Source organism: Mycobacterium sp. IDUB_17, from assembly GCF_055419465.1.
Genome location: NZ_JBVAXS010000007.1, coordinates 53,155 through 79,853, shown reverse-complemented (window position 1 = coordinate 79,853; position 26,699 = coordinate 53,155). Strand labels below are relative to the sequence as shown.

General features: G+C 67.3%; 25 protein-coding genes. 17 read left to right on the top strand and 8 right to left on the bottom strand.

Annotated features, from left to right (window positions below; genetic code table 11):
- The first annotated feature begins 15 nt into the window (after positions 1-15).
- A complete protein-coding gene (locus ACZYZ7_RS26180; RefSeq protein ID WP_286175105.1) occupies positions 16-543 on the top strand; it encodes a DUF3558 domain-containing protein in 528 nt (175 codons plus the stop codon).
- On the opposite strand, the gene ACZYZ7_RS26175 is transcribed toward ACZYZ7_RS26180, so the two are convergent.
- Complete coding sequence (locus ACZYZ7_RS26175; RefSeq protein WP_463742177.1) at positions 540-1,061, bottom strand: SixA phosphatase family protein; 522 nt, start codon at positions 1,059-1,061, stop codon at positions 540-542. The two genes, ACZYZ7_RS26180 and ACZYZ7_RS26175, sit on opposite strands and share 4 nt — an antisense overlap.
- Positions 1,062-1,178: 117 nt before the next feature.
- Here ACZYZ7_RS26175 and ACZYZ7_RS26170 point away from each other — a divergent pair, with 117 nt between their 5' ends.
- Positions 1,179-2,330 (top strand): metallophosphoesterase family protein, encoded by a 1,152-nt coding sequence (locus ACZYZ7_RS26170; protein WP_463742176.1) that lies wholly within the window; start codon positions 1,179-1,181, stop codon positions 2,328-2,330.
- A complete protein-coding gene (locus ACZYZ7_RS26165) occupies positions 2,327-4,960 on the top strand; it encodes an AAA family ATPase (protein ID WP_463742175.1) in 2,634 nt (877 codons plus the stop codon). Before ACZYZ7_RS26170 ends, ACZYZ7_RS26165 begins: the two co-directional genes overlap by 4 nt.
- 76 nt (positions 4,961-5,036) lie before the next feature.
- On the opposite strand, the gene ACZYZ7_RS26160 is transcribed toward ACZYZ7_RS26165, so the two are convergent.
- Positions 5,037-6,254, bottom strand: a complete 1,218-nt coding sequence (locus tag ACZYZ7_RS26160) for an acyl-CoA dehydrogenase family protein (RefSeq protein WP_450069812.1) — start codon at positions 6,252-6,254, stop codon at positions 5,037-5,039.
- A 65-nt stretch (positions 6,255-6,319) separates the two neighbouring features.
- The gene (locus tag ACZYZ7_RS26155) at positions 6,320-6,916 is read right to left on the bottom strand and encodes a TetR family transcriptional regulator (RefSeq protein WP_463742174.1); all 597 of its coding nucleotides are present in this window, start codon (positions 6,914-6,916) and stop codon (positions 6,320-6,322) included.
- 122 nt (positions 6,917-7,038) lie between these two features.
- On the opposite strand from ACZYZ7_RS26155, the gene ACZYZ7_RS26150 reads away from it, so the two are divergent.
- Genes ACZYZ7_RS26150 through ACZYZ7_RS26130 form a run of 5 tightly spaced genes read left to right on the top strand, consistent with a single transcriptional unit; the run spans position 7,039 to position 10,666 of the window.
- The gene (locus ACZYZ7_RS26150; RefSeq protein WP_450069811.1) at positions 7,039-7,794 is read left to right on the top strand and encodes a hypothetical protein; all 756 of its coding nucleotides are present in this window, start codon (positions 7,039-7,041) and stop codon (positions 7,792-7,794) included.
- A complete protein-coding gene (locus tag ACZYZ7_RS26145) occupies positions 7,791-8,513 on the top strand; it encodes a hypothetical protein (RefSeq protein ID WP_450069810.1) in 723 nt (240 codons plus the stop codon). The genes ACZYZ7_RS26150 and ACZYZ7_RS26145 overlap by 4 nt, the downstream gene beginning before the upstream one ends.
- An 8-nt stretch (positions 8,514-8,521) precedes the next feature.
- Entirely contained in the window at positions 8,522-9,118 is a 597-nt protein-coding gene (locus ACZYZ7_RS26140; protein ID WP_463742173.1) for a cytochrome c oxidase subunit 3, read from the top strand.
- 2 nt (positions 9,119-9,120) lie between these two features.
- Positions 9,121-9,387 carry a cytochrome C oxidase subunit IV family protein gene (locus tag ACZYZ7_RS26135; protein ID WP_463742172.1) on the top strand — a complete coding sequence of 89 codons (267 nt, stop codon included), beginning with the start codon at positions 9,121-9,123 and terminating at the stop codon, positions 9,385-9,387.
- A 25-nt stretch (positions 9,388-9,412) separates the two neighbouring features.
- Positions 9,413-10,666: an alpha/beta fold hydrolase gene (locus ACZYZ7_RS26130; RefSeq protein WP_450069807.1), complete on the top strand. Its 1,254-nt coding sequence runs from the start codon at positions 9,413-9,415 to the stop codon at positions 10,664-10,666.
- Here ACZYZ7_RS26130 and ACZYZ7_RS26125 read toward each other — a convergent pair.
- Positions 10,659-12,341 (bottom strand): ABC transporter family substrate-binding protein, encoded by a 1,683-nt coding sequence (locus tag ACZYZ7_RS26125; protein ID WP_463742171.1) that lies wholly within the window; start codon positions 12,339-12,341, stop codon positions 10,659-10,661. The genes ACZYZ7_RS26130 and ACZYZ7_RS26125 overlap by 8 nt on opposite strands.
- 124 nt (positions 12,342-12,465) lie before the next feature.
- Between ACZYZ7_RS26125 and ACZYZ7_RS26120 the strand changes: the two genes are divergently transcribed.
- A complete protein-coding gene (locus ACZYZ7_RS26120) occupies positions 12,466-13,794 on the top strand; it encodes a DoxX family protein (RefSeq protein WP_463742170.1) in 1,329 nt (442 codons plus the stop codon).
- A gap of 2 nt (positions 13,795-13,796) precedes the next feature.
- On the opposite strand, the gene ACZYZ7_RS26115 is transcribed toward ACZYZ7_RS26120, so the two are convergent.
- From ACZYZ7_RS26115 to ACZYZ7_RS26105, 3 genes are read right to left on the bottom strand one after another with little or no spacing between them, the layout of a single operon-like run.
- Complete coding sequence (locus tag ACZYZ7_RS26115) at positions 13,797-15,644, bottom strand: ABC transporter ATP-binding protein (RefSeq protein WP_463742169.1); 1,848 nt, start codon at positions 15,642-15,644, stop codon at positions 13,797-13,799.
- Positions 15,641-16,579, bottom strand: coding sequence for an ABC transporter permease (locus ACZYZ7_RS26110; RefSeq protein ID WP_135457102.1), 939 nt, complete (start codon positions 16,577-16,579; stop codon positions 15,641-15,643). Before ACZYZ7_RS26110 ends, ACZYZ7_RS26115 begins: the two co-directional genes overlap by 4 nt.
- Positions 16,576-17,553, bottom strand: a complete 978-nt coding sequence (locus ACZYZ7_RS26105; RefSeq protein WP_450069803.1) for an ABC transporter permease — start codon at positions 17,551-17,553, stop codon at positions 16,576-16,578. The genes ACZYZ7_RS26110 and ACZYZ7_RS26105 overlap by 4 nt, the downstream gene beginning before the upstream one ends.
- A 162-nt stretch (positions 17,554-17,715) precedes the next feature.
- Here ACZYZ7_RS26105 and ACZYZ7_RS26100 point away from each other — a divergent pair, with 162 nt between their 5' ends.
- The 3 genes from ACZYZ7_RS26100 to ACZYZ7_RS26090 all read left to right on the top strand — a co-directional run bounded on the left by ACZYZ7_RS26100 (position 17,716) and on the right by ACZYZ7_RS26090 (position 18,621).
- A complete protein-coding gene (locus ACZYZ7_RS26100; RefSeq protein WP_450069802.1) occupies positions 17,716-17,973 on the top strand; it encodes a hypothetical protein in 258 nt (85 codons plus the stop codon).
- A 74-nt stretch (positions 17,974-18,047) separates the two neighbouring features.
- Positions 18,048-18,308 carry a hypothetical protein gene (locus ACZYZ7_RS26095; protein ID WP_450069801.1) on the top strand — a complete coding sequence of 87 codons (261 nt, stop codon included), beginning with the start codon at positions 18,048-18,050 and terminating at the stop codon, positions 18,306-18,308.
- Positions 18,309-18,384: 76 nt separating this feature from the next.
- Positions 18,385-18,621: a hypothetical protein gene (locus ACZYZ7_RS26090; RefSeq protein WP_463742168.1), complete on the top strand. Its 237-nt coding sequence runs from the start codon at positions 18,385-18,387 to the stop codon at positions 18,619-18,621.
- On the opposite strand, the gene ACZYZ7_RS26085 is transcribed toward ACZYZ7_RS26090, so the two are convergent.
- Entirely contained in the window at positions 18,618-19,049 is a 432-nt protein-coding gene (locus ACZYZ7_RS26085) for a hypothetical protein (RefSeq protein ID WP_463742167.1), read from the bottom strand. The genes ACZYZ7_RS26090 and ACZYZ7_RS26085 overlap by 4 nt on opposite strands.
- 178 nt (positions 19,050-19,227) lie before the next feature.
- On the opposite strand from ACZYZ7_RS26085, the gene ACZYZ7_RS26080 reads away from it, so the two are divergent.
- The 5 genes from ACZYZ7_RS26080 to ACZYZ7_RS26060 all read left to right on the top strand — a co-directional run bounded on the left by ACZYZ7_RS26080 (position 19,228) and on the right by ACZYZ7_RS26060 (position 26,699).
- Positions 19,228-19,932 (top strand): response regulator transcription factor, encoded by a 705-nt coding sequence (locus ACZYZ7_RS26080; protein WP_135460199.1) that lies wholly within the window; start codon positions 19,228-19,230, stop codon positions 19,930-19,932.
- Entirely contained in the window at positions 19,910-21,517 is a 1,608-nt protein-coding gene (locus ACZYZ7_RS26075) for a sensor histidine kinase (protein WP_450069798.1), read from the top strand. The genes ACZYZ7_RS26080 and ACZYZ7_RS26075 overlap by 23 nt, the downstream gene beginning before the upstream one ends.
- 130 nt (positions 21,518-21,647) lie before the next feature.
- Positions 21,648-23,420, top strand: coding sequence for a glycosyltransferase family 39 protein (locus tag ACZYZ7_RS26070; RefSeq protein ID WP_463742250.1), 1,773 nt, complete (start codon positions 21,648-21,650; stop codon positions 23,418-23,420).
- 55 nt (positions 23,421-23,475) lie between these two features.
- Positions 23,476-24,762: a bifunctional glycosyltransferase family 2/GtrA family protein gene (locus ACZYZ7_RS26065; protein WP_135457085.1), complete on the top strand. Its 1,287-nt coding sequence runs from the start codon at positions 23,476-23,478 to the stop codon at positions 24,760-24,762.
- The gene (locus tag ACZYZ7_RS26060) at positions 24,759-26,699 is read left to right on the top strand and encodes an ArnT family glycosyltransferase (RefSeq protein ID WP_463742166.1); all 1,941 of its coding nucleotides are present in this window, start codon (positions 24,759-24,761) and stop codon (positions 26,697-26,699) included. Before ACZYZ7_RS26065 ends, ACZYZ7_RS26060 begins: the two co-directional genes overlap by 4 nt.

Genomic DNA, 26,699 nt, shown 5'->3' with positions numbered 1-26,699 from the left:
GGGATCAGAGGACCGATGGCTGTGCTCGCCGGGCTGGCGGTGTTCGTCGGGCTGACCGGCTGCACCACCACGGTGGACGGCACCGCGGCCAAGGAGGGGTCCAGTGGCGGCCCCAGCAACAACAAGTCCGAGAAGACCTACCCCAACCTGCTCAAGGAATGTGATGTCCTGACCCAGGACATCCTGGCCAAGACGGTGGGTGCCGACCCGCTGGACATCCAGAGCACGTTCGTCGGCGCGGTGTGCCGCTGGCAGGCGGCCAACCCGGCCGGCCTGGTCGACATCACCCGGTTCTGGTACGAGCAGGGCAGCCTGGCCAACGAGCGCCAGACCGCCGAGAAGCTGCAGTACGCGATCGAACAACGCCGGATCGCCGGCGTCGATTCGATCGTCATGAGGCCCAACGGGCTCAATGGTGCATGCGGCGTGGCCAGCGACGCGGCCGGTGTGGTCGGTTGGTGGGTCAATCCGCAGGCGCCGGGAATCGATGCCTGCCCCATGGCCATCAAGCTCATGGAACTGACGCTGGCCACCAACTCCTAGCGAGGCACGTGGAAACGCACCAGCGTCGCGCCGCCGAGCTCGAGCTGGTCCCACGGGTGGCCGGTGCGCAGCGTGGCGATCGCCGAGGTCGGGAATTTCAACGAAATGCTCTCCGCCGCAGCGCGGTTGGATCCGTCGGCCAGTCCGAGCGCGACGGCGGACATGGCGGGTTCGTGCCCGATGACCAATACCGTGGAAGGGTCGGTGCCGAAACGTGACGACACACCGTTGATCTCGTCGATGACGGTGCCCGGCCGGGCGTCGTAGATGCGTTCGGCGAACTGCACGGGTGCCTGGATGCCGGTGCGTTCCAACGTCTGACGGGTCCGCGTCGCCGTGGAGCACAACACCGCGTCCACCGCGGGAAAATTGGCCCGGATCCAGTCGCCGGCCAGCGCGGCCTCCCTGATGCCGCGGGCGGCGAGCGGACGGTCGTGGTCGGCCACCCCGTCGGGATAGTCCGACTTGGCGTGGCGCATCAGCAGCAGGGTTCTGATCGGACTGATCGGGTCGGCCATTCCAACCAGGTTAGGCCATGCCGCTGCAGGTCCCAGGACTTGTCGGCCCCCGGTTTTAGACTCGCCTTGCTCGGAAGATGAACCCACAGGCAATGGACACAGAAGGGACGGGGCCCGATGCGTTTTCTGCATACCGCCGACTGGCAGCTCGGCATGACCCGTCACTTCCTGAATGGTGAGGCGCAGCCCCGCTACTCGGCGTCGCGCCGGGAGGCTGTGGCGGCCCTGGGCCCCGTGGCCGCGGCCGCGGGTGCGGAGTTCGTCGTGGTGTCCGGGGACGTCTTCGAGCACAACCAGTTGGCCCCGCGTGAGGTCAGCCTGTCGCTGGAGGCCATGCGGGCCATCGGCGTGCCGGTGTATCTGCTGCCCGGCAACCATGACCCGCTCGATGCCGCGTCGGTCTACACCAGTGCGCTGTTCACCGCCGAATGCCCGGACAACGTCGTGGTCCTCGATCGTGCGGGCGTGCACGAGGTGCGGCCGGGGCTGGAAATCGTGGCGGCGCCGTGGCGCTCCAAGGCGCCGACTTCGGATCTGATCGGGGACGTGCTGGCCGATCTGCCCGCCGACGGTGTCACCCGCGTGGTGGTCGGCCACGGCGGCGTCGACATCCTCGATCCGGACAAGGACAAGCCGTCGCTGATCCGGCTGGCCGGCGTCGAGGACGCGCTGGCGCGCGGTGCGGTTCACTATGTGGCATTGGGGGACAAGCACTCCCGCACCCAGGTCGGGTCGACCGGCCGGGTCTGGTACTCGGGCTCACCGGAGGTGACGAACTACGACGACATCGAATCCGATCCGGGACACGTGCTGCTGGTCGAGATCGACGAGACCGATCCGCACCGCGGCGTCCGGGTCGACTCCGAGCGGGTGGGCCGCTGGCGGTTCGTCACGCTGCGCCGTGAGGTGGACACCGACCGCGACGTGGCCGATCTGGACCTGAACCTGGATCTGTTGGAGGACAAGGAACGCACCGTGGTGCGTCTGGCGCTGTCGGGCTCGCTGACGGTGACGGACAAGGCCGCACTCGACGCCTGCCTGGACCGTTACGCCCGGCTGTTCGCCGCGCTGACGCAATGGGAGCGGCACACCGAGATCGCGGTCCTGCCCGCCGACGGAGAGTTCGACGACCTGGGAATCGGCGGGTTCGCAGCGGCCGCGGTGGACGAGTTGGTGGCCACCGCCCGCACCGACGGCGCCGGCGCTGACGACGCGCGGGCGGCACTGGGGCTGCTGCTGCGCCTGGTTGAGCGGGGGAGTGCGGCATGAAACTGCACCGCCTGGTCCTGACCAACTACCGCGGCATCACCCACCGCGAGATCGAGTTCCCCGATCACGGTGTGGTGGTGGTCAGCGGCGCCAACGAGATCGGCAAGTCGTCGATGATCGAGGCGCTGGACCTGCTGCTCGAGGCCAAAGATCGCTCGGGCAAGAAGGAAGTCAAGCAGGTCAAGCCGACGCACGCCGATGTCGGTGCCGAGGTGATGGCCGAAATCTCCACCGGCCCTTACCGGTTCATGTACCGCAAGCGCTTTCACAAGCGCGCCGAGACCCAGCTGACGGTGCTGGCGCCGGTCCGCGAGCAGCTCAGCGGCGACGAAGCTCATGAGCGGGTGCTGGCCATGCTCGCCGAGACGGTGGACACCAACCTGTGGCAGGCCCAGCGGGTGCTGCAGTCGAGCTCGACGGCACCGGTCGACCTGTCGGGCTCGGATGCACTGGCCCGGGCACTGGATGTGGCCGCGGGCGAGGCGGTCGCGCTCTCCGGGGACGAGCCGCTGCTGATCGAGCGCATCGACGCGGAGTATCTGCGCTACTTCACCGCCACCGGTCGGCCGACCGGCGAGTGGGCGGCAGTGACCAAGCGGCTCGCGGCCGCCGAGGGTGAGGTGGCGCAGTGTGCTGCCGCAGTGGCCGAGGTCGACGACGCGGTGCGCCGGCATGCCGAACTCACCGTCGAGGTCGCCGGTGTCGCCGGTCAACGCGAACAGGCCCGGGCCGGCCTGGCCGCGGCCCGCAAGGCCGCCGATGAGGTTGCCGCACTGCTGCAGCGGCTCAAGGAGGCCGAGGTGGTCGCCGAGGCCGCCCGGGTAGCCCAGGCCGCGTCGGCCGCTGCGCTGATCGAACGCCGACGGCTGCGCGCCGAGCTCGAAGAGCGCGCCGCCACCATCACCGAGCTGCAGGCCGCCCTTGGCGTGACCGAGGGTGAAACCACCACGGCCCGTGAGGTTCACGAGGCTGCCGAGGAAGCGGCCGAACAGGCTCGGGTGGCAGCGCAGGAACATGAAGCCCGGGTGGAGACGGCCCGCACCACGCTGACGCGCATGACCGATCGCGACGAGGCCGACCGGCTGGCCACCCGGCTGAGCAAGATCGACGCCGGAGTACGGGATCTGGACCGGATCAAGACTGAACTCGCTGAGATCACCCTCGACGATGCTGGGATGCGGACCATCGAGACCGCCGCGGTGGCGGTGGAACGTGCCGCGGGACAGGCTGAACTCGCCTCGGCGCGAATCGAACTCGTGGCCGTCGCGGACTGCGATGTCCGGGTGGATGAGGCGCAGGTATCCCTGGAGGCAGGCCAACCCTGGTCGGTCAACACCACTGCAGACACCGAAATCGATGTGCCCGGAGTGCTCACGGTCCGCGTGGTGCCGGGCACCCCCGCCGCGCAGACACAGGCCCGTCTCGACGAGGCGCAGAACGCGCTGACCGCCGTGCTGGCCACGGCCGGGGTCGGCGATGTGGAGGCCGCGCGTGTCCTCGACGCCCGACGCCGGGAACTGCTCGGTAGCCGGGACCGGTTGCGCGCCACGGTCGATGCGCTCACCGGTGAGGACGATCTGGCGGATCTGCGCTCACGGCTGACGCAGTTGCGGGCCGGCCAGCCCCACGAGGCCGGGCTGTTCGAGCTGGCCGGGCCCACCGACACCGCCACCGCCCGAACCGAGCTCGACACCGCTGTGGCAACGCACCGCCAGGCGGTGGCCGACAGTGAGACCAGCCGCAAGGTGGTGGCCGCCGCGGCCAAGAAGCTGTCGGAGAAGTCGACCCGGCTCAGTGTGCTGCGCGACAAGCTCACCACGGCCCAGGCGGAGATGACGGTGGCCGGCGGCCGGTTGGAAGTCCAGCGCGCGCAAACCGGCGACGACGAGCTGGCCGTCAAGGCCCAGGCCGCCGATGAGGAGGCCGGTGCCTCCGCGGGCCGGGTGGCCGCGCTCCGTACTGAATTGTCGGCCAACGAACCGGATTCGGTGAAGGCCGCGCTCGACGAGGCGGCGCGCCGCGCCGCGCTGCTGGACACCCGTCACGAGACGGCGGTCGAGGGGTTGCGGGAGGTGTCCGCTCAACTCAAGGTGTACGGCACCCAGGGGCGTAAGGGACATCTGGATGCCGCCGAGACCGAACGTGAACATGCCCATGCCGAGTATCTACGGGTGCACCGCCGGGCTCGCGCGGCCGAGACGCTGCGGTCGGTGATGGCGCGCCACCGTGATGCCACCCGGCAGCGCTACGCCGATCCGTTCCGCCTCGAGGTGCAGCGGCTGGGCCGGCTCGTGTTCGGTGAGGATTTCGAGGTCGACGTCGACAGCGATCTCAACATCCGGACCCGCACATTGTCGGGGCGGACGGTCCCGTACGAATCGCTGTCCGGCGGCGCCAAGGAGCAGTTGGCGATCGTCGCGCGGCTGGCCGGTGCGTCCATGGTGGCCAAGGAGGACAGCGTGCCCGTCATCATCGACGACGCGCTCGGTTTCACCGATCCGGCCCGGTTGACCAAGATGGGCGCGGTGTTCGACGCTGTCGGCGGGGATGGGCAGGTCATCGTGTTGACCTGCAGCCCGGAGCGCTACGCGAGCGTCGGCGGCGCACACCACATCGAACTGAGCGCCTGACGCAGGACGTGTCGTCGTTTTCGACGCCGGGGTCGCCTCTCCTGTGGACCCTAGGCCTGGGACGTCACTCCCGCACTCAGAAGTAGGCGTTGGCCGGAACGGGCGTGCCGTGCAACAGGTTCTGGCCGATCACCCGTGCCTTGTAGGCCACCGGGTTGTGCAACGTGATCGTGCGGATGTTGCGCCAGTGCCGGTCCAGGTTGCGCTGCCGGGAGGCGGCACTGGCCCCTCCGAGTTCCAGCAGTCGGGTGGCGGCTTCGGGGGCGACGTCGTCGAGGTGGACTTTGACCTTGGCGACTTTGAGCTGCGCTTCCGCGGCGAGGCGAGTATCGGGAACCCCGTCGACCGCGGAATCGGTCGCGGCTCCGATCGCCGCGGCTGCATCAAGGACCGCGGCCCGCGCCACATAGGCCGTACTGGCGAGAACCCCGAGCTGGCGTTGCAGCAGGGGATCGTCGGTCGGCCGCTCGGTGACGGCATGGCTGAAGTTGCGTTCGCGGGAGCGCAGTAGCGTCACACCGTCGTCGACGACATTGGCCAGGATGCCGGCGACCACCGCATGGATGAACAACTGGAGCGAGGCGTATTGCACGGTCGGCACCGGTTCGGCGTCATACGGTGTGTCGGTGAGTATCTCGTCGGCGGCGACGGCGACGTCGGTGAATGTCGTGGTACCCGTCCCGGTGCGGCGCTGGCCGAATCCGTCCCAATCGTCGACGAGCCGCACTCCTTCCCGGTCGGTGGGTACCAGGACGTTGGCCACTGAGTCGTGGTCGGTGGTTGCGGTGACAGTCAGATAGTCCGAGAACAAGGTGCCGGTGCTGTAGTACTTCTCGCCGGTCAGCCGGAACCCTGACCCGGCTGGATCGGCCAGCAGCCGGGTGTTGAACACCAGGCTGCCCACGGCCAGGGAACCCTTCTCGCTGAACGCGTTACCGAAGATCTTTCCCTCGGCGATCTTGCCCAGCCAGCGCTTGGACACCGGATCGTCGGCGCCGCGCAGCCGCTCCTCGGTGAACCAGAAGTGGGTCCGGAAGATGTGGGCCACGATGGGATCGGCCTTGGCCACGTCAATCACCGCGGAGAACAGCTGCGGCACAGTGAATCCGGCACCACCGAGGGACTCGGGCAGGCGCAGGGTGCCGAACCCGGCGCGCTTGAGCGCGGCGACCTGATCGAAGGGATTCTCGTCGTTGAGGTCGCGGTCCTTGGCGCCCGCGGCGATCGAGGCCAGCAGGTCATCCCACTCCGGCGTACCGGGCAAAACACGGGTCACGTTCTCGACGGTCGTCATGGCACCGTTGTATCCGCATCGCCTATGGGTGGGCACGCGTTTGGATCAGCCCGAACCTAAGCCACCTAGACCGCCCGCAGGCCATACACATACGTGGTCAGGTACTCGGCGATCACCGGGGCCCGGACTTCGGCCGCGTCCGGGATGGTGATCAGCAGCGCGTACAACCCGACCAGAAATGACACGCCGTTGTGCATCACGTCCACGTCGGCAGGGATCTCATTGCGTTCCTGCGCCCGCTGCAACTCCTCGACCACAGCGACGATCACGGCATGACCGGCCCACTCCTCTGACGGTGGCCGGGTGGTGGAAAAGTGCAGGGCCAGAAAATCTTTGAACAAACGGTGACCAAGGCGCCGTTCGAGTTTCTCCAGCATGCGGACGGATTCGGCCAGGGTGGCCCGCACATCGTGCGGTGTGGCGAAGAACCGGGTGAGTTCGGTGGCCATGCGGACCTGCTCGCGTTGTTCCAGCTCCACCAGGATGTGTTCCTTGGTGGGGAAGTGGAAGAAAAAGGTGCCGTGGGCGACACCGGCGGCCGACGCGATCGCGGCGGTATCGGCCGCCGCCATACCGTCGCGTTTGAACTCGGAGATCGCGGCCCCCAGCAGCCGTTCCCGCGTCTGGAGGCCTTTGCGGCTGCGTGGTGGTCCAGTGCGCACGGCCCGATGCTACGACACCGAAAAACTGACTGCACTCAGTATTGACTCTTTCAATTCGTACCGACTGCCGTTACGGTTTCGACAACAAGTGCTTCTGACTCAAGTCAGTTTTGGAGGTTGGCGTGCAGATCCTGGAGCAGGTTCAAGACCTGCCTGAAGCCGGGAACATCAAGGCCCAGTGGGTGAGCCTGTGGACCGGGCCGGTTGTCGGCGCGGTGCTGCTGGTGGCGCTGCTGGCGTTCCCCGGCTTCTGGCCGCCGATGTCGCCGACCTGGAACGCACAACAGGTCGCCGAGTTCTACGCCGATCACAACGCCTGGATCCGATTCAGTCAGGTGACGTTCAACCTGTGCGGGATCCTGATCCTGCCGTTCTTCATGGTGATCGTCGTCCAGATGAAGCGTATGAAGACCCAGAGCCATGTGTTCGCGTACTGCTACCTCACCGCGGCGGTCAGCGGCGCCACGATCTTCGCGCTGTCCAACGTGTTCTTCCTGGTGGCCGCGTTCCGTCCGGACCGCAACCCCGAGCTGATCCTGCTGCTCAACGACCTGGCCTGGATCGTGTTCGTCGCGCCGGTGGGCATGGTGGTGTCGCAGTTCGCGCTGCTGGCAGTCGCGGTCTACTTCGACAACGGGCCCGACCCGGTGTTCCCCCGATGGGTAGGGCATTACTCGCTGGCCACCGCAGTGGCCATGATCCCGGCGGCGGGCGCGGCGGTGTTCCACACCGGGCCGCTGGCCTGGGACGGCGTGCTGGCCTTCTGGTTGCGCAACGGTGCCTTCGCGGTCTTCGTCGTCGTGATGTTCTTCGTACTGCGTCGCGCGGTGCTCAACCAGGCCGTCAACGAGGGCGTAGTAGAGGGCACTGCGGCATGACGACAATGACAAAAGCGCCCCCGGGCAAGCCCGATGTGCGGTTGATGACCTGGTTCTTCCCGATCTGGTACGGAGCTTTCGGCGTCATCATCTGCATCCTCACCCGGGTGACACCGCCACCGCGGCCCGATGTCACCGCGGCCGACAAGGTGGCGTTCTTCACCGAACACGGTCTGACCATCAAGATCGGCTTCTGCCTGCTGCTGATCCTGCTGGGCGGTGCGGCGATGACCAACGGACTGGTCGCCTATCAGATCAAACGGATGTCGGTGGGGTCGGTGTTCGCCTACGGCTACATCGGCGGCATGGGCGTCGGCGCGCTGCCCGGGTTTCTGTTGGTGTCGGTGTGCTTTCTGACCGCGGCCTTCCGGCCCGACCGTGACCCGGAACTGATCAGCTTGCTCTATGACCTCGGAATGCTTTCGTACAACGGCTCATTGGGCTGTTTCACGGCTGCCTACCTGGTGTTGGCGATCGCCATCCTCTACGACAAGAACAACGTGTTCCCGGCCTGGTTCGCGTACGTGACAATCTGGCAGATCATCACCGAGGTGATCGCCACCCAGATGTTCGTCTTTTCGTCGGGACCGTTCGCATGGAATGGCTCGATCGCGTTCTGGTGGGCAGTGGTGGTGTTCTCGGTCTGGCTTTCGGCACTGATCGTGCTGTTGCGGCAGGCCGCGATGCGTGAGGCTGCAGAAGAGCCGGGACTGGAATGAGTGACGCAATGACGAGTAATCCGGTTCTGGCGCAGTCTGACTCGCAACGGCGAGCCGCATCCGGACGCCTGCCGGGCGACGGCCACATGTGGGTGATGGTGCTCGGTGATCTGGTCATCTTCGGTGGCTACTTCATCGTCTTCATGATCTACCGGACCATGCATCCGGACGAATTCCTGCGTGCTCAACAGCATCTCGACATCACCATCGGTGTCGTCAACACGGTGATCCTGCTGACCAGTTCCTGGTTGGTGGCCCGGGCCGTGCTGGCCGCTCGGGCCGGCCGCCCCGAGACCGCGATCCGGCTCACCTATGCCGGCGGTGTCGGCGGCGTGATGTTCATGGCCTGCAAGGGTTATGAATGGGTGGTCAAGATCCGGGCCGGCCACACCAACTCCGAGATGTTCTACTCGTTCTACTACGTGCTGACGGGTGTACACCTGATCCACGTGCTGATCGGGCTCATCGCATTGGGTGTGATCGTGCGGGAATTGCGCAATCCGGCCCGCCGTCGGACATCGGTGGTGGAGGCGGGCGCGGTCTACTGGCACATGGTCGACCTGCTCTGGGTGATCATCTTCGGCCTGCTGTACGTGGTGAGGTGATCATGACCGACAAGGCCGTGACTCAGACGTGGCTACTGCTGGTCGCCATCACCGTCGGATCCTGGTGGCTGGCGCCGGCCCAGTACTCGGATGCCCTCCGAGCCAGTGTGCCGATCACCGCGCTGGTGCTCGCGCTGACGCTGATCAAGTCTCGGTTGATCATCCGGCAGTTCATGGAGGTCCGGACCGCGCCGACGTGGCTCAAGCTCGCCACCGACGGGTGGCTGGTGGTGCTGTTCGGGGCGATCTTCGCCATCTATCTGAGCTGAGCGCTGCGCGGCACAATGGAGCGCAATGACGATGAACGCCAAGCGCAGGCGGGTGCACGACAAACTGGCTGCGCTACCGGGGGTGCGGGCGGTGCGACGCCCGGTCAGTCCGGGTTCCGACGAGCAGTTCGACCTGTTCTACGTACGGGCCGGGCGCAAATCCGCGCACCCGGTGGTGATCATCCCGGGTGGTCCCGGCGTCGCATCGATCCAGCCCTACCGCGCTCTGCGCAGGCGCGCGGCCGCGGCCGGGTTCGACGTGATCATGATCGAGCACCGGGGCATCGGGATGTCGCGGCATACCGATGGGGGTGCGGATCTGCCTCCGGCGGCCATCACCGTCGAGCAGGTGGTGGATGACATCGCCGCGGTGCTCGACGACGCCGGTGTGCACGAGGCGGTGCTCTACGGCACGTCGTACGGCAGCTACATCGCCGCGGGGTTCGGGGTGCGGCATCCCGACCGGATCGCGGCGATGGTGCTCGACTCTCCGCTGCTGTCCACCGCCGATATCGAAGTCATGCGCAGTGCCATTCGCGGGCTGCTGTGGGAGGGCACAGACCCGGAGACCGCCGGCCTGGCGCCCAAGGTGCGCCGCCTGGTGGCCGATGGGGCGTTGGCCACCAGAGGGGGAGAGCTGGCCGGCCTGCTCTATGGGTTGGGCGGTGCCGCACTGCTGGACCGCCAACTCGATCTGCTGCTGCGCGGGCGCACGCTGGTGTGGTCGGGTCTGGCCCGGCTGAGCCGGCTCTCGACGCGAAAAGCGCCGTACCGCAACGAGGTAGATCTTGTCGGGCGGATCGCGTTTCGCGAGTTGAACTACGCCGGCGTGCCCGACGGCCTGCCGCTGGACCCGGCTCTGGAGATGGCCGACATGATCGGCAGCGCGAAGTTCTACGAACCGTTCGAAGCCGAGCCCTTCGACTTGCTCGCCGAGCTGCCGGAGTTCCACTGGCCCACCGTCGTGCTGTCCGGTGGCCGGGATCTGACCACTCCGCCGGCTGTGGCCGAGCGGATCGCGGCACTGGTCCCCGAATCCGTGTTGGTTCGGATGCCGACGGTGGTGCACAGTGTCGTCGACACCCGCGAGCGTGCTGCGTTCGCAGTGATCCGTGCGGTGCGCGACGGTGTGGCCGAACAACTTTCGGCCACCGCCGCCGAGCTGGACGCCCTGCCTGCACGTCCCGTGATCCGGGTGGCGGTGTCTGCGATCGCGGTGGCCACTGTCGTGGAGACGGCGCTGCCCACTGCCAAATGGCTGTGCCCGGAAACTACTTGAGGAAGCCGACCTTGGTGTAATCGGTGTCGGCCAGCCCCGGGGCCCCGAAATTGGCCAGGTTGCTGCGCACCGCCACGTTGCCGGGTGATTGGAACAGCGGGAGGCTGAACACCTCGGCGAACAACATCTGGTCGAGCTCGTTGGCCAGGGCGCGCGCCTTGACCGGGTCCAGTTCTTCCAGCGTCTGCTCGATCTTGGCGTCGACCTCAGGGCTGCCGATCCTGCCGAAGTTACTGGCGCCGTCCTGCGTGTAGATCTGGGTCAGCGAGCTCAACGGGAAAGCGTCGCCGAGGAAGGCAAACTGGGCAATGTCGAAGTCGCCCTTGATGATGTAGTTGGTGAAAAATCCCGTGCCCGGCTTGGTGTCGAGCTTCAGGTTCACCCCGATCTGGCCGAGCATGTTCTGCGCGATCTGGGCCACCTGCCGGGTGCTGCCCGCGTCGTAGAACACGTTGCGGATGACGAGTTCCTTGCCGTCCTTCTCCCGGAACTGCCGTCCCTCAGGCACTTTCCAGCCCAGCGCGTCGAGTTCGGCCTTGGCTTTCTCGGGATCGAAGGCCACCGACGCCGCGTTGTCCTGATAACCCTGCTGGCCCGCGACGTAGATGTGGTTGTTCAGCGGCACCGGATTGTCGGTGAGACCCCGCTGGGTGATGTTGGCGATGGCCTGCCGGTCGATGCCCTTGGCGACCGCGCGGCGCAGGGCCGGATCGGCCAGGATCGAGCCGGGTGCGCCGTTGAAGGTCAGGTGGTACCAGCTGGCCGACGGCGCCCGTCGGATGCTGATGCCCGCGGTCTTGCGGGCGATGGTCAGTTCATCCAGCGACACGGTACCGGTTGCGTCGATGGTGTTGTTCTGCAGCGCCGGGATGCGGGCGGCGTCATCGAGCACCAGGTAGGTGATGGTGTCCAACACGGGAGGGGGACCCCACCATTTCGGGTTGCGGCTCAACGTGATCCGCTGTGCGCCCCGGTCGATGTTGGACACCACGAACGGGCCCGCCGACGGCCCGGGCTGGGTGAGTTGAGCCTTGTTGAAGGCCTCGGGGGTGGCGGTCATGCTCTTGGGCAGCAGGCTGCCGTTGCCGGCGAACATGCCCTGCCAGTCGGCGTAGGGCTTGGCGAAGGTCATCACGGCCTGGCGGTCGTCCACGCCGCGGGTCACCGAGGCTACCCGCTCGAAGCCGTTGGGCGCGGCGATGACGAACGCCGGGTCCTTGCCGCTGTTGGCCTCGGTCTGGGACTTGATGTCCTCCCAGGTGATCGGGGTGCCGTCGGTCCACACCGCCTTGGGATTGATCGTGTAGGTGACAACCTGCGGGTTGGTGCCGGTCAGTTCGACATTGGTGAAGTAGTTGGTGTTCACGCTCGCCGACCCGTCGGCCGCGATCACGAAGGCGCGGGGCATCGTGGATCTGGTGAGCGCGCCGACGTCGCCGGTGTTGCCGTCGAGGTGCAGCGGGTTGAAGTTCGGCGGGAACTCGGTCAGTGCCAGGCGAAGGTTGCCGCCCTGGCGCAGGTTCGCCACATCCTGCGGATTCATGTCGTTCGTGGTGCCCACCTCGGCGTTACCCCCGGCCGACGGGGTTTCCCGCTCGCCGCCCGAACACCCGGCCAGGGCCAGTGCGGTGACCGCTGCGACGACGGCGAGGCGTCGGATCTTCAATCCGTTCATCTCGCCGATGCTAGAGGGAGCCGGGGCAATTTGGGGACAGGACCCCGAGGTGTCAGTTGGCGGTTGCTGGGTCTGCGGGGGCCGATACCGTGATGACGGGGTGTGGTTGACGGGGAGGGGCGTCGTGACGGACACAGATGCAGGCGATGTTCGCTGGCCGCTTGCGACGCGGATCGGCTTCCGGTTCGGATCCTGCTACTTCGGCCTGTTCGGCCTGGCCTGCCTGCTGGGGTTGACCCCGATCCTGCTGGCTGGGGTGGGGATCAGGCTGCCGTGGTCGTCGGTGTCGGGGCTGCTCGCGACGCTGCGCCCGCCCATCGAGTGGACGGCGTCGCACATTCTGGGGCTGCGGGTCGAGAGTACGCAGGTGGGCAGTGACAGCGCCTTCCAGTGGACCGCTCTGTTTCTCATGGTGGTGGTGTCGACGGTGGCCACGCTGCTGTGGTCGGTGCTGGACCGCCGTCGCGGCGGGTATCCGCGGATGTGGGCCTGGATGTCGCTGTACTTGCGGCTCGTGCTGGCCGCCGCGATGTTCTATTTCGGGATGGCCAAGGCCATCCCGACACAGATGCCATTCGTCCTGAACCGCCTGGTCGAGCCGTTCGGCAATTTCAGCCCGCAAGGCGTGCTGTGGACGCAGGTGAGCATCTCCCAGCCGTACCAGATTGCGCTCGGCTCGGCTGAACTGCTTGCCGGTGTGCTACTGCTCATCCCGCGGGCGGTGCCGGCGGGAGCGCTCCTATGTGCAGTCGACATGACGCAGGTCTTCCTGCTCAACATGACCTACGACATCCGACTCAAGACGGTCTCGTCGATGCTGCTGCTGATGAGCCTGTTCCTGCTGGCTCCGTATGCCGCGCGGCTGGCTGCGGCGTTCTTCTCCGATCAGGCGGTCCCTGCGGCGCGTACACCGCAGCTGTTCGCCGCCCGGCGGGCCAACCGGATTGCGCTGGTGGCCCAGTTGATTCTCGGCGCGAACCTGCTCGGCGTCATCGCCGTGCAGAACTGGCGGCAATGGGCCAGACCGGTCCCGGAGTTGTACGGCATCTATCAGGTCGACGGTTTCTCCGCCGAAGGCTACCGGCGTGATCCGCTCCTGACCGATGAATTACAGTGGCGCCGAGTGATTTTCGACCGATCGTTCAGCATGGTCGATCCCGTGAGGCTGACCATCCAGCACATGGACGATTCGTTCGAGGAGTACGGCGGCACCATCGACCCGGGCCGGCATTTCATCGACCTGAACCACTACGTCGAGGTGGGTACCTTCAAGGAGACGCCGGTGCGGGTGCGCCTGACATATTGGTGGCCGGGCCCGAACCGGTTGGTCATCGACGCCGACGACTACGCCGGGCACCGCATCCACGCCTGGTGCACCAAGGTGGATCCGAATTCGTTTCCGGTGGTGGAACGTGGGTTCAGTTGGGTCCGTGAGGGCTCGTACAACAGGTGAACTCAGTCGACCGGCTTTGGTTGCGGAACCGCGGCCAGCAATTTGCGGGTATAGGCGTGCCGCGGGTTGGCGAACACCTCGTCGCCGGAGCCCTGTTCGACGACCGCCCCCTTGTGCATCACCGCGACATCGTGAGCCAGGTGCTTGACCACCGACAGATCGTGGGAGACGAACAGATAGGCCAGGCCGAACCGGTCCTGTAGGTCCAGCAGCAGGTTGATGATCCCGGCCTGGATCGAGACATCGAGCGCGGAGACCGGTTCGTCGAGTGCGATGATCTTGGGCTGCAATGCCAGGGCGCGGGCGATCCCGATGCGCTGTTTCTGCCCGCCGGAGAACTCGGCCGGATAGCGGCCCGCGTCGGCGCGTCGCAGGCCCACCAACTCGAGTAGCTCGGCCACCCGCTCGTCGATCCGCGGTTTGTCGAAACCGTTGGCGGTCAACGGCTCTGCCAACACATCCGACACCGGCAGCCGCGGGTCCAGTGAAGCCACCGGATCCTGGAACACCACTTGAAGGTCGGTGCGCAGGGCGCGGCGCGTTCTCCGGTTCAGGGTGGCCACGTCGGAGCCGAGGACTTCGATCGAACCCGACTGCGGTGCAGACAGATTCAGAATCTGGTGCAGGGTGGTGGATTTGCCCGATCCGGACTCGCCGACGATGCCGAGGGTGCGGCCGCCGCGCAGGTCGAAGCTGACGTCGTCGACGGCCCGGACCTCACCGACCTGCCGGCGCAGCACCGCCCCTTTGGTCAGTTTGTAGGTCTTGGACAGGTTGCGCACCCGCAGCACCACGTCGGCATCGGCGGGCCGGGCCTCGGGGGCGGCGGCGGTGGTGCCGGTGCCGGTCACCTGATAGATCTCGGCGGCGCTGTGCCCGCTGACCTGGTCGGTGCGGATGCAGGCGGCGTGGTGGCCCGGCGCCAATTCGATCAGTTCGGGTTCGGCGGCGTCGCACTCGTCGATGGCCAGCGGGCAGCGCGGGGCGAAGGGGCAGCCGTGCGGCGTCGTGGTGAGCGACGGCGGCGCCCCGGGGATCGGGACCAGGCGGGTGCCCTGCGGGGCATCCAGGCGTGGCACCGAGCCGAGCAGGCCGACGGTGTAAGGCATCCGGGCCTTCTCGTACAACCGGGTCACCGGAGCGTCCTCGACAGCCCGCCCGGCATACATCACCAGGGCGCGGTCGGCGAATTCGGCCACCACCCCGAGATCGTGGGTGATGATCAGTACCCCGGCGCCGGTGACGTCGCGTGCGGTCTTGAGTACCTCGAGAATCTGGGCCTGCACCGTGACGTCGAGGGCGGTGGTGGGCTCGTCGCAGATCAGCAGATCGGGGTCGTTGGCGATGGCGATGGCGATGACCACCCGCTGGCGTTCGCCGCCGGACAACTCGTGCGGGAAGGCCCGGGCACGCTGCTCGGGTTGGGCGATGCCCACCAGCTCGAGCAGTTCGACGGCCCGGGTACGGGCCGCGCGCCGGCCCAGATCGCGGTTGTGGACGGTGAGCGCCTCGGCGATCTGATCGCCCACGGTATAGACCGGGGTGAGCGCGGACATCGGGTCCTGGAACACCGTTCCGATGGTGTTGCCGCGGACCTGTGACATCTGCGCGTCGGACAAGCCGACGAGCTCCTCGCCGCGCAGCCGCACCGATCCGGAGACTTCGGCGAATTCGGGCAGCAGCCCGACGACGGCCATGGCACTGGCCGATTTCCCGGCGCCGGACTCGCCGACGAGCGCGACCACCTCACCGGCGCCGACGTGAAAGTTGAGGCCCCGCACCGCGTGTACCACGTCGGTGTCGGTCGGAAAGTCCACGGTCAGGCCGGATACTTCGAGTAGTTCGCTCATCGGCGTGCCTTCTTGCGTCGCAGCCGGCCGCTTCCCGGGTCGAGTGCGTCGCGCAGGCCGTCACCGATCAGGTTGGCACACAGGATGATCAGCACCAGTACCCCGGCCGGGAACAGGAACACCCACGGGAACGTGGTGGCGGATTTGGTGCCGTCGGCGATCAGAGTGCCCAACGATACGTCGGGCGCCTGGATGCCGAATCCCAGGTAGCTCAAACCGGTTTCGGACAGGATCGCCACCCCGACATTGAGCGCGGTGTCGATGATCAGGATGGATGCCACGTTGGGCAGGATGTGCCGGACGATGATGCGCCAACTGCTGACACCCATATAGCGTGCAGCCAAAACGAATTCGCGCTCCCGCAGGCTCAGGGTCATCCCGCGCACGATGCGCGAACTGATCATCCAGCTGAACGCCGAGAGCAGCACGATCAGCCAGAACACCCGGTCGGACTGGCTCAAGCGCGGCGTGACGATCGCGATCAGGATGAAGCTGGGTACCACCAGCAGCACGTCGACGATCCACATGAGCGTGCGATCGCGCCAGCCGCCGAAGTATCCCGCCACCGATCCGACCGTGGCGGCGATGACGGTCGAGATGAACGCCACGCAGACACCGATCAGCATGGATTTCTGCATGCCGCGCAGGGTTTGGGCGAAGATGTCCTGCCCGAGTGCGTTCGTGCCGAACCAGTGGTCGACCGACGGCGGCTCTTGCAGCGCGTAGTAGTCGAGGTCCGAATAGCTGTAGGGAAGCACCGAGGGCAGCGTGTAGCAGGCCACGAACATGATCACGAGCAGTGCCAGCGACACCACGGCGGGCCAGTTGCGCAGGAACCGCCGGAACACCAGGGTGCGCCGGGTGGCGAACTCCTCGGTGTGCAGACCGGAGCGGGCCGCGGCGGCATCACCGGTGGGGGCGGAGGTCTGGGTCATGTGACTCTCACCCTCGGGTCGAGCATCGCGTAGATGACGTCCGAGAGCAGGCCGGCGACCAGGATCACGGTGCCGGTGAACACCGTGATGGCCGCGATGATGTTGGTGTCCTGGGTGGCGATGCCCTGTACCACCCATTCGCCCATGCCGTGCCAGCCGAAGATCTTCTCGACGAACACCGCACCGGTGACCAGCCCGGCCACGCCGTACGCGAACAGGGTGGCCATCGGGATGAGTGCCGTTCGCAGCCCGTGCTTGAACAGGGCGCGACGCCGGGTCAGCCCTTTGGCCCGCGCGGTGCGGATGAAGTCCTGGCCGAGCACGTCGAGCATCGCGTTGCGCTGGTAGCGGCTGTAGCCGGCGATGGCTATCAGCGCCAGCGTGAGCGTCGGCAGCACGAGGTGCTGAAGCCGGTCGACGAACTGGTCCCAGGCGCCGCCGACGGGCACCGGCGCCGTTTCCCCCGTGTACTCGAAAATCTGGACGCCTAGTACCGAGTTCACGTTGAGCGCGGCGAGGATCAGCATGTTGGCGATCACGAACGATGGTGTGCTGATCACCAGCAGGGACACCACGGTGATGACGCGGTCCGACAGCCGGTACTGGCGGATCGCACCCCAGGCCCCGACCACCACGCCGATCACGGTGCCCGATATCGCGCCGATGACGAGCAATCGCAAGGTCACCCCGATGCGTCGCCACAACTCGTCAGCTACCGGCTGGCCGGTCACCGTGGTGCCGAAGTCGCCGCGGACCGCGCCGGCGGCCCAGTTCGCGTAGCGCAGCGGAATGGGCTGGTCGAGGCCTAGCTCAGCGGCTTTTGCGTCGATCGCGGACTGCGGTGGCCGCGGATTGCGCTGCTCGAGACTGTCGAGCGGTTTGAAGTTCAGCGACGTCAAGGTGAACGTCAGGAACGATGCCAGAGCCAGCAGCACGATGTAATTGAGCAGCCGGCGCGCCAGAAAGCGCGTCATCCGGTTCTTCCCACCCACGGCTGCATGCCAGACAGGGTAGATCAGCCGGAACCGGAATCCGGTCACCGTCGTCGTGTGAGATCACGGGCGCGCCCGCACTCGGTGGGTAACTGACAGTCGAGCCACAGCCTCGGCATAGAAATCGGTAGTTCACTGAATTACATGAAGGTCAGCGGGCTCAAGAATGTGAAAGTGATCGCTGCGGTAACCGGTGGTGCGGCAGTGGTGGGGCTGGGAGTCATCGGAGCCATTTCGGACGGTGTCGGGGCCCCGGGCTCGCCGGCGCTGGCGTCCGGATCCCATATGAACGTCGGCCAGACCAGCACGGATACGACGCCTCCGACTGCACCGGCGGTTTCGATGGCCGTACCTGGGATCAGGGGCTATACGCCGCCGTCCGGATTCGCCGTCACGCACTGATCGCCGGGCGAGGCGCCTGGTAGTGGTTTCGCCTCCGGCCGCATCGGATATACGAGGCGGCGGGAGGTGAGCGCATGGGTTGCGCGAAGGAAAACAATCAGCGAAATCTGAAATTGATCTCTGCCGGCATCGGCGCGATCGGCGGGTTAGCCACAGCGATGCTCGGAGTCGGGGTGGGCGGTGGTCTCACCGGCGCCCAGCAGCGGGTCGAACCGCCTGCCATCACCACAGGACAGACCGTCACTCCGACAACTCCGCCGACGGCTCCGGAGACATCCGAGGCCTCACCGACGGTATCGGCGACGACTCCGCCCGGGTTTGCCACTCCGCACTGATCACGGCTGATCCCGTCAGCCGGTAGGCGACGCGGCCGGTTTACCTTGCCCGTGGGTCCCGGGTAGGGAGGTCTGTATGACAGGAGCCGAACGCAACAAGCGGACCAACCATGCGATGGCCGGTGTGGGAGCGATCGCACTGGTGATGATGTGCGCCCTCGGCGCGATGCTGGCCGAGGCGCCGACGAGCGCGGCGGTGCCTGCGGTCAAAGTCGGTGAAACCGTAACGAAGACAACAGCTCCCAGTGAGTTGGAAACGTCTTTCGCGAAGCCGACGGTGAAAGCGCAACTGCCCGACGGCTACGGCAACTAGGGGGAGGGCCGACGGTTCGGGGCCTCACCGATGCTGGTGACGGCCGGCCTTTCGGTTGATGCCGGCCCGGTGCGGGTGGCCCGGACCAGGACCCGGTCGTCGACCCCGAACGGGGTCTGGGCGGAGGCCGGCAAGGTGTAGCTCTGGATGAACCCGTCGTTGCTGCGCACCGTGACCGAGGTGGCCGTCAGTTCGGTGATCGTGCCGGTCTGCGTCAGCGCCGTGGTGTAGCTGCCATCGTGGTCGGCCAGCACCGACTCGCTGTGGACGGTGGCCGGGTCGGGCCGGTCTCCCGGCCCGCGCATGCCGGGCGGTGGCCCGGGAAAGCCCGAGCTGTGAGTTTCGGTGGCGGCGTAGATCGTCGCGCCGCCGAGCCCGGCAATCGCCGCCGCAATGCCGACTGCGGCGGCCGTGTGTCGGATGCTCATGCGGTCCACGGTGCAGGTGTTGTCTGTGAGTCGGCTGTGTGCGTGCTCTGCGCCGGATATGGCCCTCTTTCACAGCTGGCGCATAGACAGCGCTCAGTTCGGGCCTATCGAGCCGGCGAATACTGAACGGGTGAGCATGACGACCAATGGCACCGATTCCGAGTCCGGGCGCGCTGTCATGCGCCGCGCCGACGGCAACCCGATCCAGGTCCTGGTGGTTGACGACGAGCCCGTACTGGCCGAACTGGTGTCGATGGCGCTGCGCTATGAGGGTTGGGACATCGCCACGGCAGGAGATGGCGCGAGCGCGATCACCGCGGCCCGGGAGAACCCGCCGGATGTCGTCGTCCTCGACGTGATGCTGCCCGACATGAGCGGTCTGGACGTTCTGCGCAAACTGCGCGAGCAGATTCCCGGCCTGCCGCTGCTGCTGCTGACCGCCAAGGATTCGGTGGAGGACCGCATCGCGGGTCTCACCGCGGGCGGCGACGACTATGTCACCAAACCTTTCAGCCTGGAGGAAGTGGTGCTGCGGTTGCGGGCACTGCTCCGGCGCACCGGGGTGACGAGCGAGGACGGCGGCGCGAAGATCATCGTCGGCGATCTCGTGCTCGACGAGGACAGTCATGAGGTGACCCGCGGCGGTGACTCGATCACATTGACTGCCACCGAGTTCGAGCTCCTGCGATTCATGATGCGCAACGCCAAGCGGGTGTTGAGCAAGGCCCAGATCCTGGACCGGGTGTGGAGTTACGACTTCGGTGGCCGGTCCAACATCGTCGAACTGTATGTGTCGTATCTGCGCAAGAAGATCGACAGCGGGCGCGATCCGATGATCCACACTCTGCGCGGTGCGGGTTATGTCCTCCGTCCCGCGCGCTGAGGTGACTGCCGGGACCGGAAGCGCCACTCGGTGGTGGTCACCGCGGACCTGGTCGCTGCGCGCCCGGCTGGTTGTCACCCAGGTGGCCCTGCTGGCCGTGGTGTGCGCCAGCATCGGGGTGGCCACGGAGTTTGCGCTGCAGCGGTTTCTGATGCACCAGCTGGACGAGCAACTGATCGAGGCCGGAAGGCGCTCGGCGGCCATCTTCGAATTGCCGCCTCCGCCACCGGGATCCCCGCCTCCGCCGGGGATGCGCGGCCACCATCGCGTGCCGTTCGATCCAGAGGAAGGGCCGGGCCCCGGATTTCTCAACGCGCCAGGGCAGGCCGCTCGCACGGTCGGTGCCGTGGTGTCGCCCCATCGGCCCGTGGATGCCGGGGTGATCACGGGTGAAGGGGAGCGGATCGAGGTGACCGCAGCCGCGGCGGCACAGCTGGCCCAGATTCCGGGAACCCGGGATCCCCAGACCGTCGACCTCGACGGGTTGGGCCGCTACCGGCTGATCGGCCTGCACCCGCGCCACGGCGGCTCGCAGATCATCGTGACCGGCCTGCCGACCGCCGTCGTCGACGACACATTGTTGTGGGTGCTGGGAATGTTCTGCCTGCTGGCGGCCATCGCATTGATCGCCGCGACGACCGCGGGCACGCTGATCATTCGGCGTCAACTCGCCCCGCTGTCACGGGTTTCGGCGGCGGCACGGAAAGTGGCCGATCTCGAACTCGATCGTGGGGAAGTGCAGCTGCCCACGCGGATCGTGCCCGTCGACCCGGCCGTCGCCCACACCGAAGTCGGTCAGCTGGGCACCTCGCTGAACCGGATGCTCGACCGCATCGCCGGCGCGCTGTCGGCCCGCCACGCCAGTGAGACCCGGGTACGCCAATTCGTCGCCGATGCCAGCCATGAGTTGAGAACGCCCCTCGCGGCGATCAGGGGTTACACCGAGCTGGCCCAGCGCAAACGCGATGACCTGCCCGCCGATGTGGCCCACGCGATGAATCGGGTGGAGTCCGAGACGACGCGGATGACGCAACTGGTCGAGGACATGCTGTTGCTGGCCCGCCTCGATGCCGGCCGGCCCCTGGAACGCGAGAGCGTGGACCTGTCCCGGCTCGTGGTCGACTCGGTCAGCGACGCGCACATCGCCGGCCCCGACCACCAGTGGGCACTCGACCTGCCCGAGGACCCGGTGATGGTCGAGGGGGATGAGGCCCGGCTGCATCAGGTACTGGCGAATCTGCTGGCCAATGCCCGGACCCACACCCCAGCGGGAACCTCGGTCACGGTTGCGCTGAAGCCCGGCAACAATGACGAGGGCGCGGTACTGCTGAGCGTCGCCGACGACGGCCCCGGTATCCCGGCGGCATTGCTGCCCGACGTATTCGAGCGGTTTGCCCGCGGCGATTCGTCGCGGTCACGACGGGAGGGCAGTACCGGGTTGGGCCTGGCGATCGTCGCCGCAGTGGTCAAGGCGCACGGTGGCACCATCGAGGTGTGCAGTACCGCCGGTTCGACCGAGTTCGTGGTGCGGCTGCCTGGGACGAGCTCACAGGGCACACACAGGACGGACCAATCGGACACCTAGCGGCCGCGGCAAACATGGAGTAGTGACCCTCGTTGCCGCAGATCCCGCTGCCGAGCAGGAGACGGCAACGCCGGCTGCCTCGGGGCCCGGCCGTACGAATCCCGGCCCCTCCAGCCCGGTCGCCCGACACATCGCGCTCGCGGCGTTGTTGGCCGGCACGGCCGTGCTCTATCTGTGGAACCTGTCGAGCAGCGGGTGGGCCAACGCGTTCTACTCGGCCGCGGCGCAGGCCGGGGCCCAGGACTGGACCGCCATGCTGTTCGGGTCCAGCGATGCGGGCAATGCCATCACCGTCGACAAGACACCTGCGGCGTTGTGGATCATCGACCTCTCGGTGCGCCTGTTCGGACTGAACTCGTGGAGTGTTCTCGCGCCGCAGGCGTTGATGGGTGTCGGAGCGGTCGCGATGCTCTACGCCGCGGTGCGCCGGGCCGCCGGCCCGTGGGCCGGTCTGCTGGCCGGTACGGTGCTGGCGCTGACGCCGGTGGCCGCATTGATCTTCCGGTTCAACAACCCCGACGCACTGCTGGTGCTGCTGCTCGTCACGGCGGCCTACTGCGTGCAGCGCGGGATCGAAAAGGATGCCAGCCGTTGGTGGTTCGTGGGCGCCGGGGTCGCGGTCGGCTTCGGGTTCCTCGCCAAGATGTTGCAGGCGTTCCTGGTGCTGCCGGCCGTTTCCGCCGCGGCGCTGATCGCCGGAGACCGCCCACTGGGCCGGCGGGTGCTCGATGTCGTCGCCGCCGGTGTCGCCATGGTCCTCAGCGGTGGTTGGTATCTGGTGTTGGTGGAGCTGTGGCCGTCCTCGGCACGGCCCTATATCGGTGGTTCGCAGAATGACAGCATCGTCGAATTGGCCCTGGGCTATAACGGTTTGGGACGACTGACCGGGGACGAGACGGGCGGCCTGGGAAACCTCAACTTCGATGTCGGGCCGGGCCGGTTGTTCGGATCCCAGATGGGCGCCGACATCGCCTGGCTGCTGCCCGCCGCCCTGATCTGCCTGGTGGCCGGGCTCTACCTGACCCGCCGCGTGGCCCGCACCGATCCGACCCGTGCCGCTCTGATCCTGTGGGGCGGTTGGCTGTTGGTCACCGCGGTGGTGTTCAGCTTCATGAACGGCATCGTGCACCCCTACTACACCGTCGCACTCGCCCCTGCGATCGGCGCGGTGACCGGGATCGGCGCCACGCTGCTGTGGCGGCACCGCGCCGATATCCGTGCCGCCACAGCGACGTCGGGTGCGGTGCTCGTGACCGCGATCCTGACGGCGGTACTGCTGGCCCGCCACGACGATCCGTATCCGTGGCTGCGGGCCGCGGTGGCAGTCGGCGGAGTGGGGGCGGCGGTACTTCTGCTCATGGTGGGACGGCTGGATCGCCCGATGGTGCGGGTGACCGCGGCGCTGGCCGTCGGGGCCTGTCTGGCCGGTCCGGCCGCATACTCGATCGCCACCGCGGCAAGTCCGCACAACGGGGCGATACCGTCCGTCGGGCCGTCGCGCGGCGGCGGCTTCGGCGGACTGTTCGCCGCACCGGAACCCGGTCCGACTCTGACCGCGACGCTGGCCGCCGATGCCGACCGCTACACCTGGGCGGCAGCAGTGGTGGGTTCGTCCAATGCCGCTGGATACCAATTGGCCACTCGTGCACCGGTAATGGCCGTCGGCGGTTTCAACGGCACCGATCCCGCGCCGACGCTTCAGGAGTTCCGACAGCTGGTCGACGACGGCGCGATCCACTACTTCATCCGCTCCCACATCATGGCGGGCGGATTCGGCGGACATATGCCGAGCGGCAGCCAGGCGTCCACCGAGATCGCGGAATGGGTACAGGCCCACTACAACCCGGTCGCCGTCGACGACGTGACCATCTACGACCTGACACAGCGTGCGACGAACACATAGCAGGCGCATAGCTTCGCCCCACCCAGATCACAAGCCGCCGGAGAACGATGAAGTCATGACAACCTTGGTCCAAGACCCCGAGCAGCGGTTCCAATTCGCGTCACGGCCCAACGCCGCACTGGCCGCCCGGGAGGCCGGGGTTCCAGTGCTCGACATTGTCGTGCCGGTGTACAACGAGCAGGCGGCGCTTGCCCATTCGGTACGGCGGCTGCACCGCTACCTCGAAGAGAACTTCGCCGTGCCCGTCCGCATCACCATCGCCGACAATGCCAGCACGGACGACACCCCGCGTATCGCCGCCGAACTCGCCTCCGTACTCGACGGTGTGCGGGTGGTGCGACTGGAGGAGAAGGGGCGCGGACGCGCACTGCGCGCCGTGTGGTCAACCTCGGACGCACCGGTGCTGGCCTACATGGACGTCGACCTGTCCACCGATCTGGCCGCGCTCGCGCCGTTGGTGGCGCCGCTGATCTCCGGTCACTCCGACCTGGCCATCGGCACCCGGCTGGGTCGCGGCTCACGGGTGGTCCGCGGAGCCAAGCGCGAGTTCATCTCGCGCTGCTACAACCTGATCCTGAAATCAACTCTGGCAGCTCGGTTCTCCGATGCCCAGTGCGGATTCAAGGCGATCCGGGCCGATGTTGCCCACCGGCTGTTGCCGTATGTCGCCGATACCGGGTGGTTCTTCGACACCGAGCTGCTGGTGCTGGCCGAGCGCAGTGGCCTGCGTATCCACGAGGTGCCGGTGGACTGGGTGGACGATCCGGACAGCCGGGTCGACATCGTCGCCACCGCCACCGCAGACCTCAAGGGCATCGGCCGGTTGCTACGCGGATTCGCCAACGGCTCGATCCCGGTGAACACCATCGCCGCGCAGCTGGGATCGTCGCGGAAATCGGGTGCCCCCCAATCCCTGCTGCGCCAGGCGGTGCGCTTCGGCGCCGTCGGCGTGGTGTCCACGCTGGCTTATCTGCTGCTGTTCACGGCGCTGCGGGCCGGCGTCGGCGCCCAGGCCGCCAATCTGGTGGCCCTGCTGGTGACCGCGATCGGAAACACCGCCGCCAACCGCCGTTTCACGTTCGGTATCGCCGGCGCCGGCAACATCACCCGCCATCATCTTGAGGGGTTGACGGTGTTCGCGATCGCGCTGACGATCACCAGCGGATCCTTGGGACTCCTGCACTTCGTGGCGCCCGTGCCGCACCGCGGCGTCGAACTTGCAGTGTTGGTGGCAGCCAACCTGTTGGCCACCGTGGTGCGCTTCGTACTGTTGCGGGGGTGGGTATTCCATCCCTCGCGGACGCGGCGTGCCGCCGGGTCGAACCGAGAGACAGGGCTATGACGACCATCGTTGACACGGCACCGGCTTCCGCGGAAGCGACCGCGGAATCTCCGAAGGCTCTCACCCCGCGCTGGGTTCGCCCCTCTTACTGGGCTCTGCTGGCCGGCACTGCGGTGCTCTACCTGTGGGGCCTGGGATCGTCGGGATGGGCCAACAGCTACTACGCAGCCGCGGCCCAGGCCGGCACCCAGTCCTGGAAGGCCTGGCTGTTCGGGTCATTGGACGCCGGGAACGCCATCACGGTGGACAAGCCGCCGGCCGCGATGTGGGCAATGGGGTTGTCAGGCCGGCTGTTCGGCTTCAACGAGTTCACCATGCTGCTGCCACAGGCACTGATGGGCATTGGTGCGGTGGCACTGCTCTACGCCACCGTGCGGCGGACCAGCGGTCCCGGCGCCGCGCTGATCGCTGGGGCGGCGCTGGCGTTGACGCCGGTGGCGGCCTCGATGTTCCGCTACAACAATCCCGATGCGCTCCTGGTACTGCTTCTGGTGCTCGCCGCCTACTTCATGGTGCGCGCGGTCGGCCCGGTATCGGCCAGGGCCAGCGCCGGGTGGGTGGCACTGGCAGGATGTGCGCTCGGTTTCGCCTTCCTGACCAAGATGCTGCAGGCGTTCCTGGTCGTGCCGGGCCTGGCGTTGATGTTCCTGGTGGCCGCACCCGCGGTCGGTATCTGGAAACGATTGGGCACCTTGCTGATCGGCGCGGCGACGATGGTCATCTCGTCTGGTTGGTACATCGCCCTGGTGGCATTGTGGCCGGCCGACTCCCGGCCCTACATCGCCGGTTCGACCGACAACAGCCTGCTGCAACTGGCATTCGGCTACAACGGCCTGCAACGCATCATGGGGCAGGAGGGCCCGGGGCCTGGCCACGGCCCGGGCGGCCCCGGACCCGGTCAGGGACCCGGCAGCGGCGCAAACCTGATGTTCGGCGGCGATCCGGGCATCGGCCGGATGTTCGGAATGTCCATGGGTACCGAGGCATCGTGGTTGTTGCCCGCCGCGCTGATCGGCCTGGTCGCCGTACTGTGGCTGACGCGGCGCACCGCGCGGACCGCCGGGCTGCGGGCCGGCCTGCTGATGTGGGGCGGCTGGCTCCTGGTCACCGCCGTGGTTTTCAGCTTCATGGACGGGATCATCCACCCCTACTACACCGTGGCGCTAGCGCCTGCCGTGGCCGCGGTCGTGGGCATATCGGTCGCCGAATTGTGGCGGGTTCGTGCACGGCTGGCTTCGCGGCTGGTACTGGCGGTCATGCTGGCCGGCACCGGGGTGTGGGCCTTCGTCCTGCTCGACCGGACCCCCGACTGGCTACCGGCGCTGCGCTGGATCGTGCTGGTCGGCTCGGTGCTCATCGCGGTGGCCCTGGCTGTCGTCGCCCACCGTCCCGGCAGGCTGACCGCGGTGGTGGCCTTGGCCGCCATGATGTTCGGCTTCGGTGCGACCGCGGCCTACACCGTGGAGACGGTGGCTGCGGGTCACAGCGGTGGACCGATCGCGATGTCGGGTCCCGAGCGGGACTCCGGGTTCGGCGGTCCAGGTGGGCCGGGCGGCCCGCCGCCGGGCTTCGGGCGAGCCGATGATCCGGCCCTGGCCGAGCTCATCTCGGGCGCCGAAGGCCGTTGGGCCGCAGCGAGTGTGGGGTCGATGATGGTCAGCGACCTCGAGCTCAGGACGGGGGAGTCGCTGATGGCAATCGGCGGGTTCACCGGCAGTGACAACTCGCCGACACTCGCGCAGTTCCAGCAGTACGTCGCAGACGGTCAGGTCCGGTATTTCCTGGATCGGCCCGAGGGCGGTCGCGGTGGGCCTGCAGGGCCGCCGCGCGAAGAGCACGGGAGTGCCGCAGAGATCACCGACTGGGTGAAGGCGCACTTCACCAAGACCCTGGTCGGCGACACTCCGGTGTACGACCTGTCGTCGCCACGTCCCTGA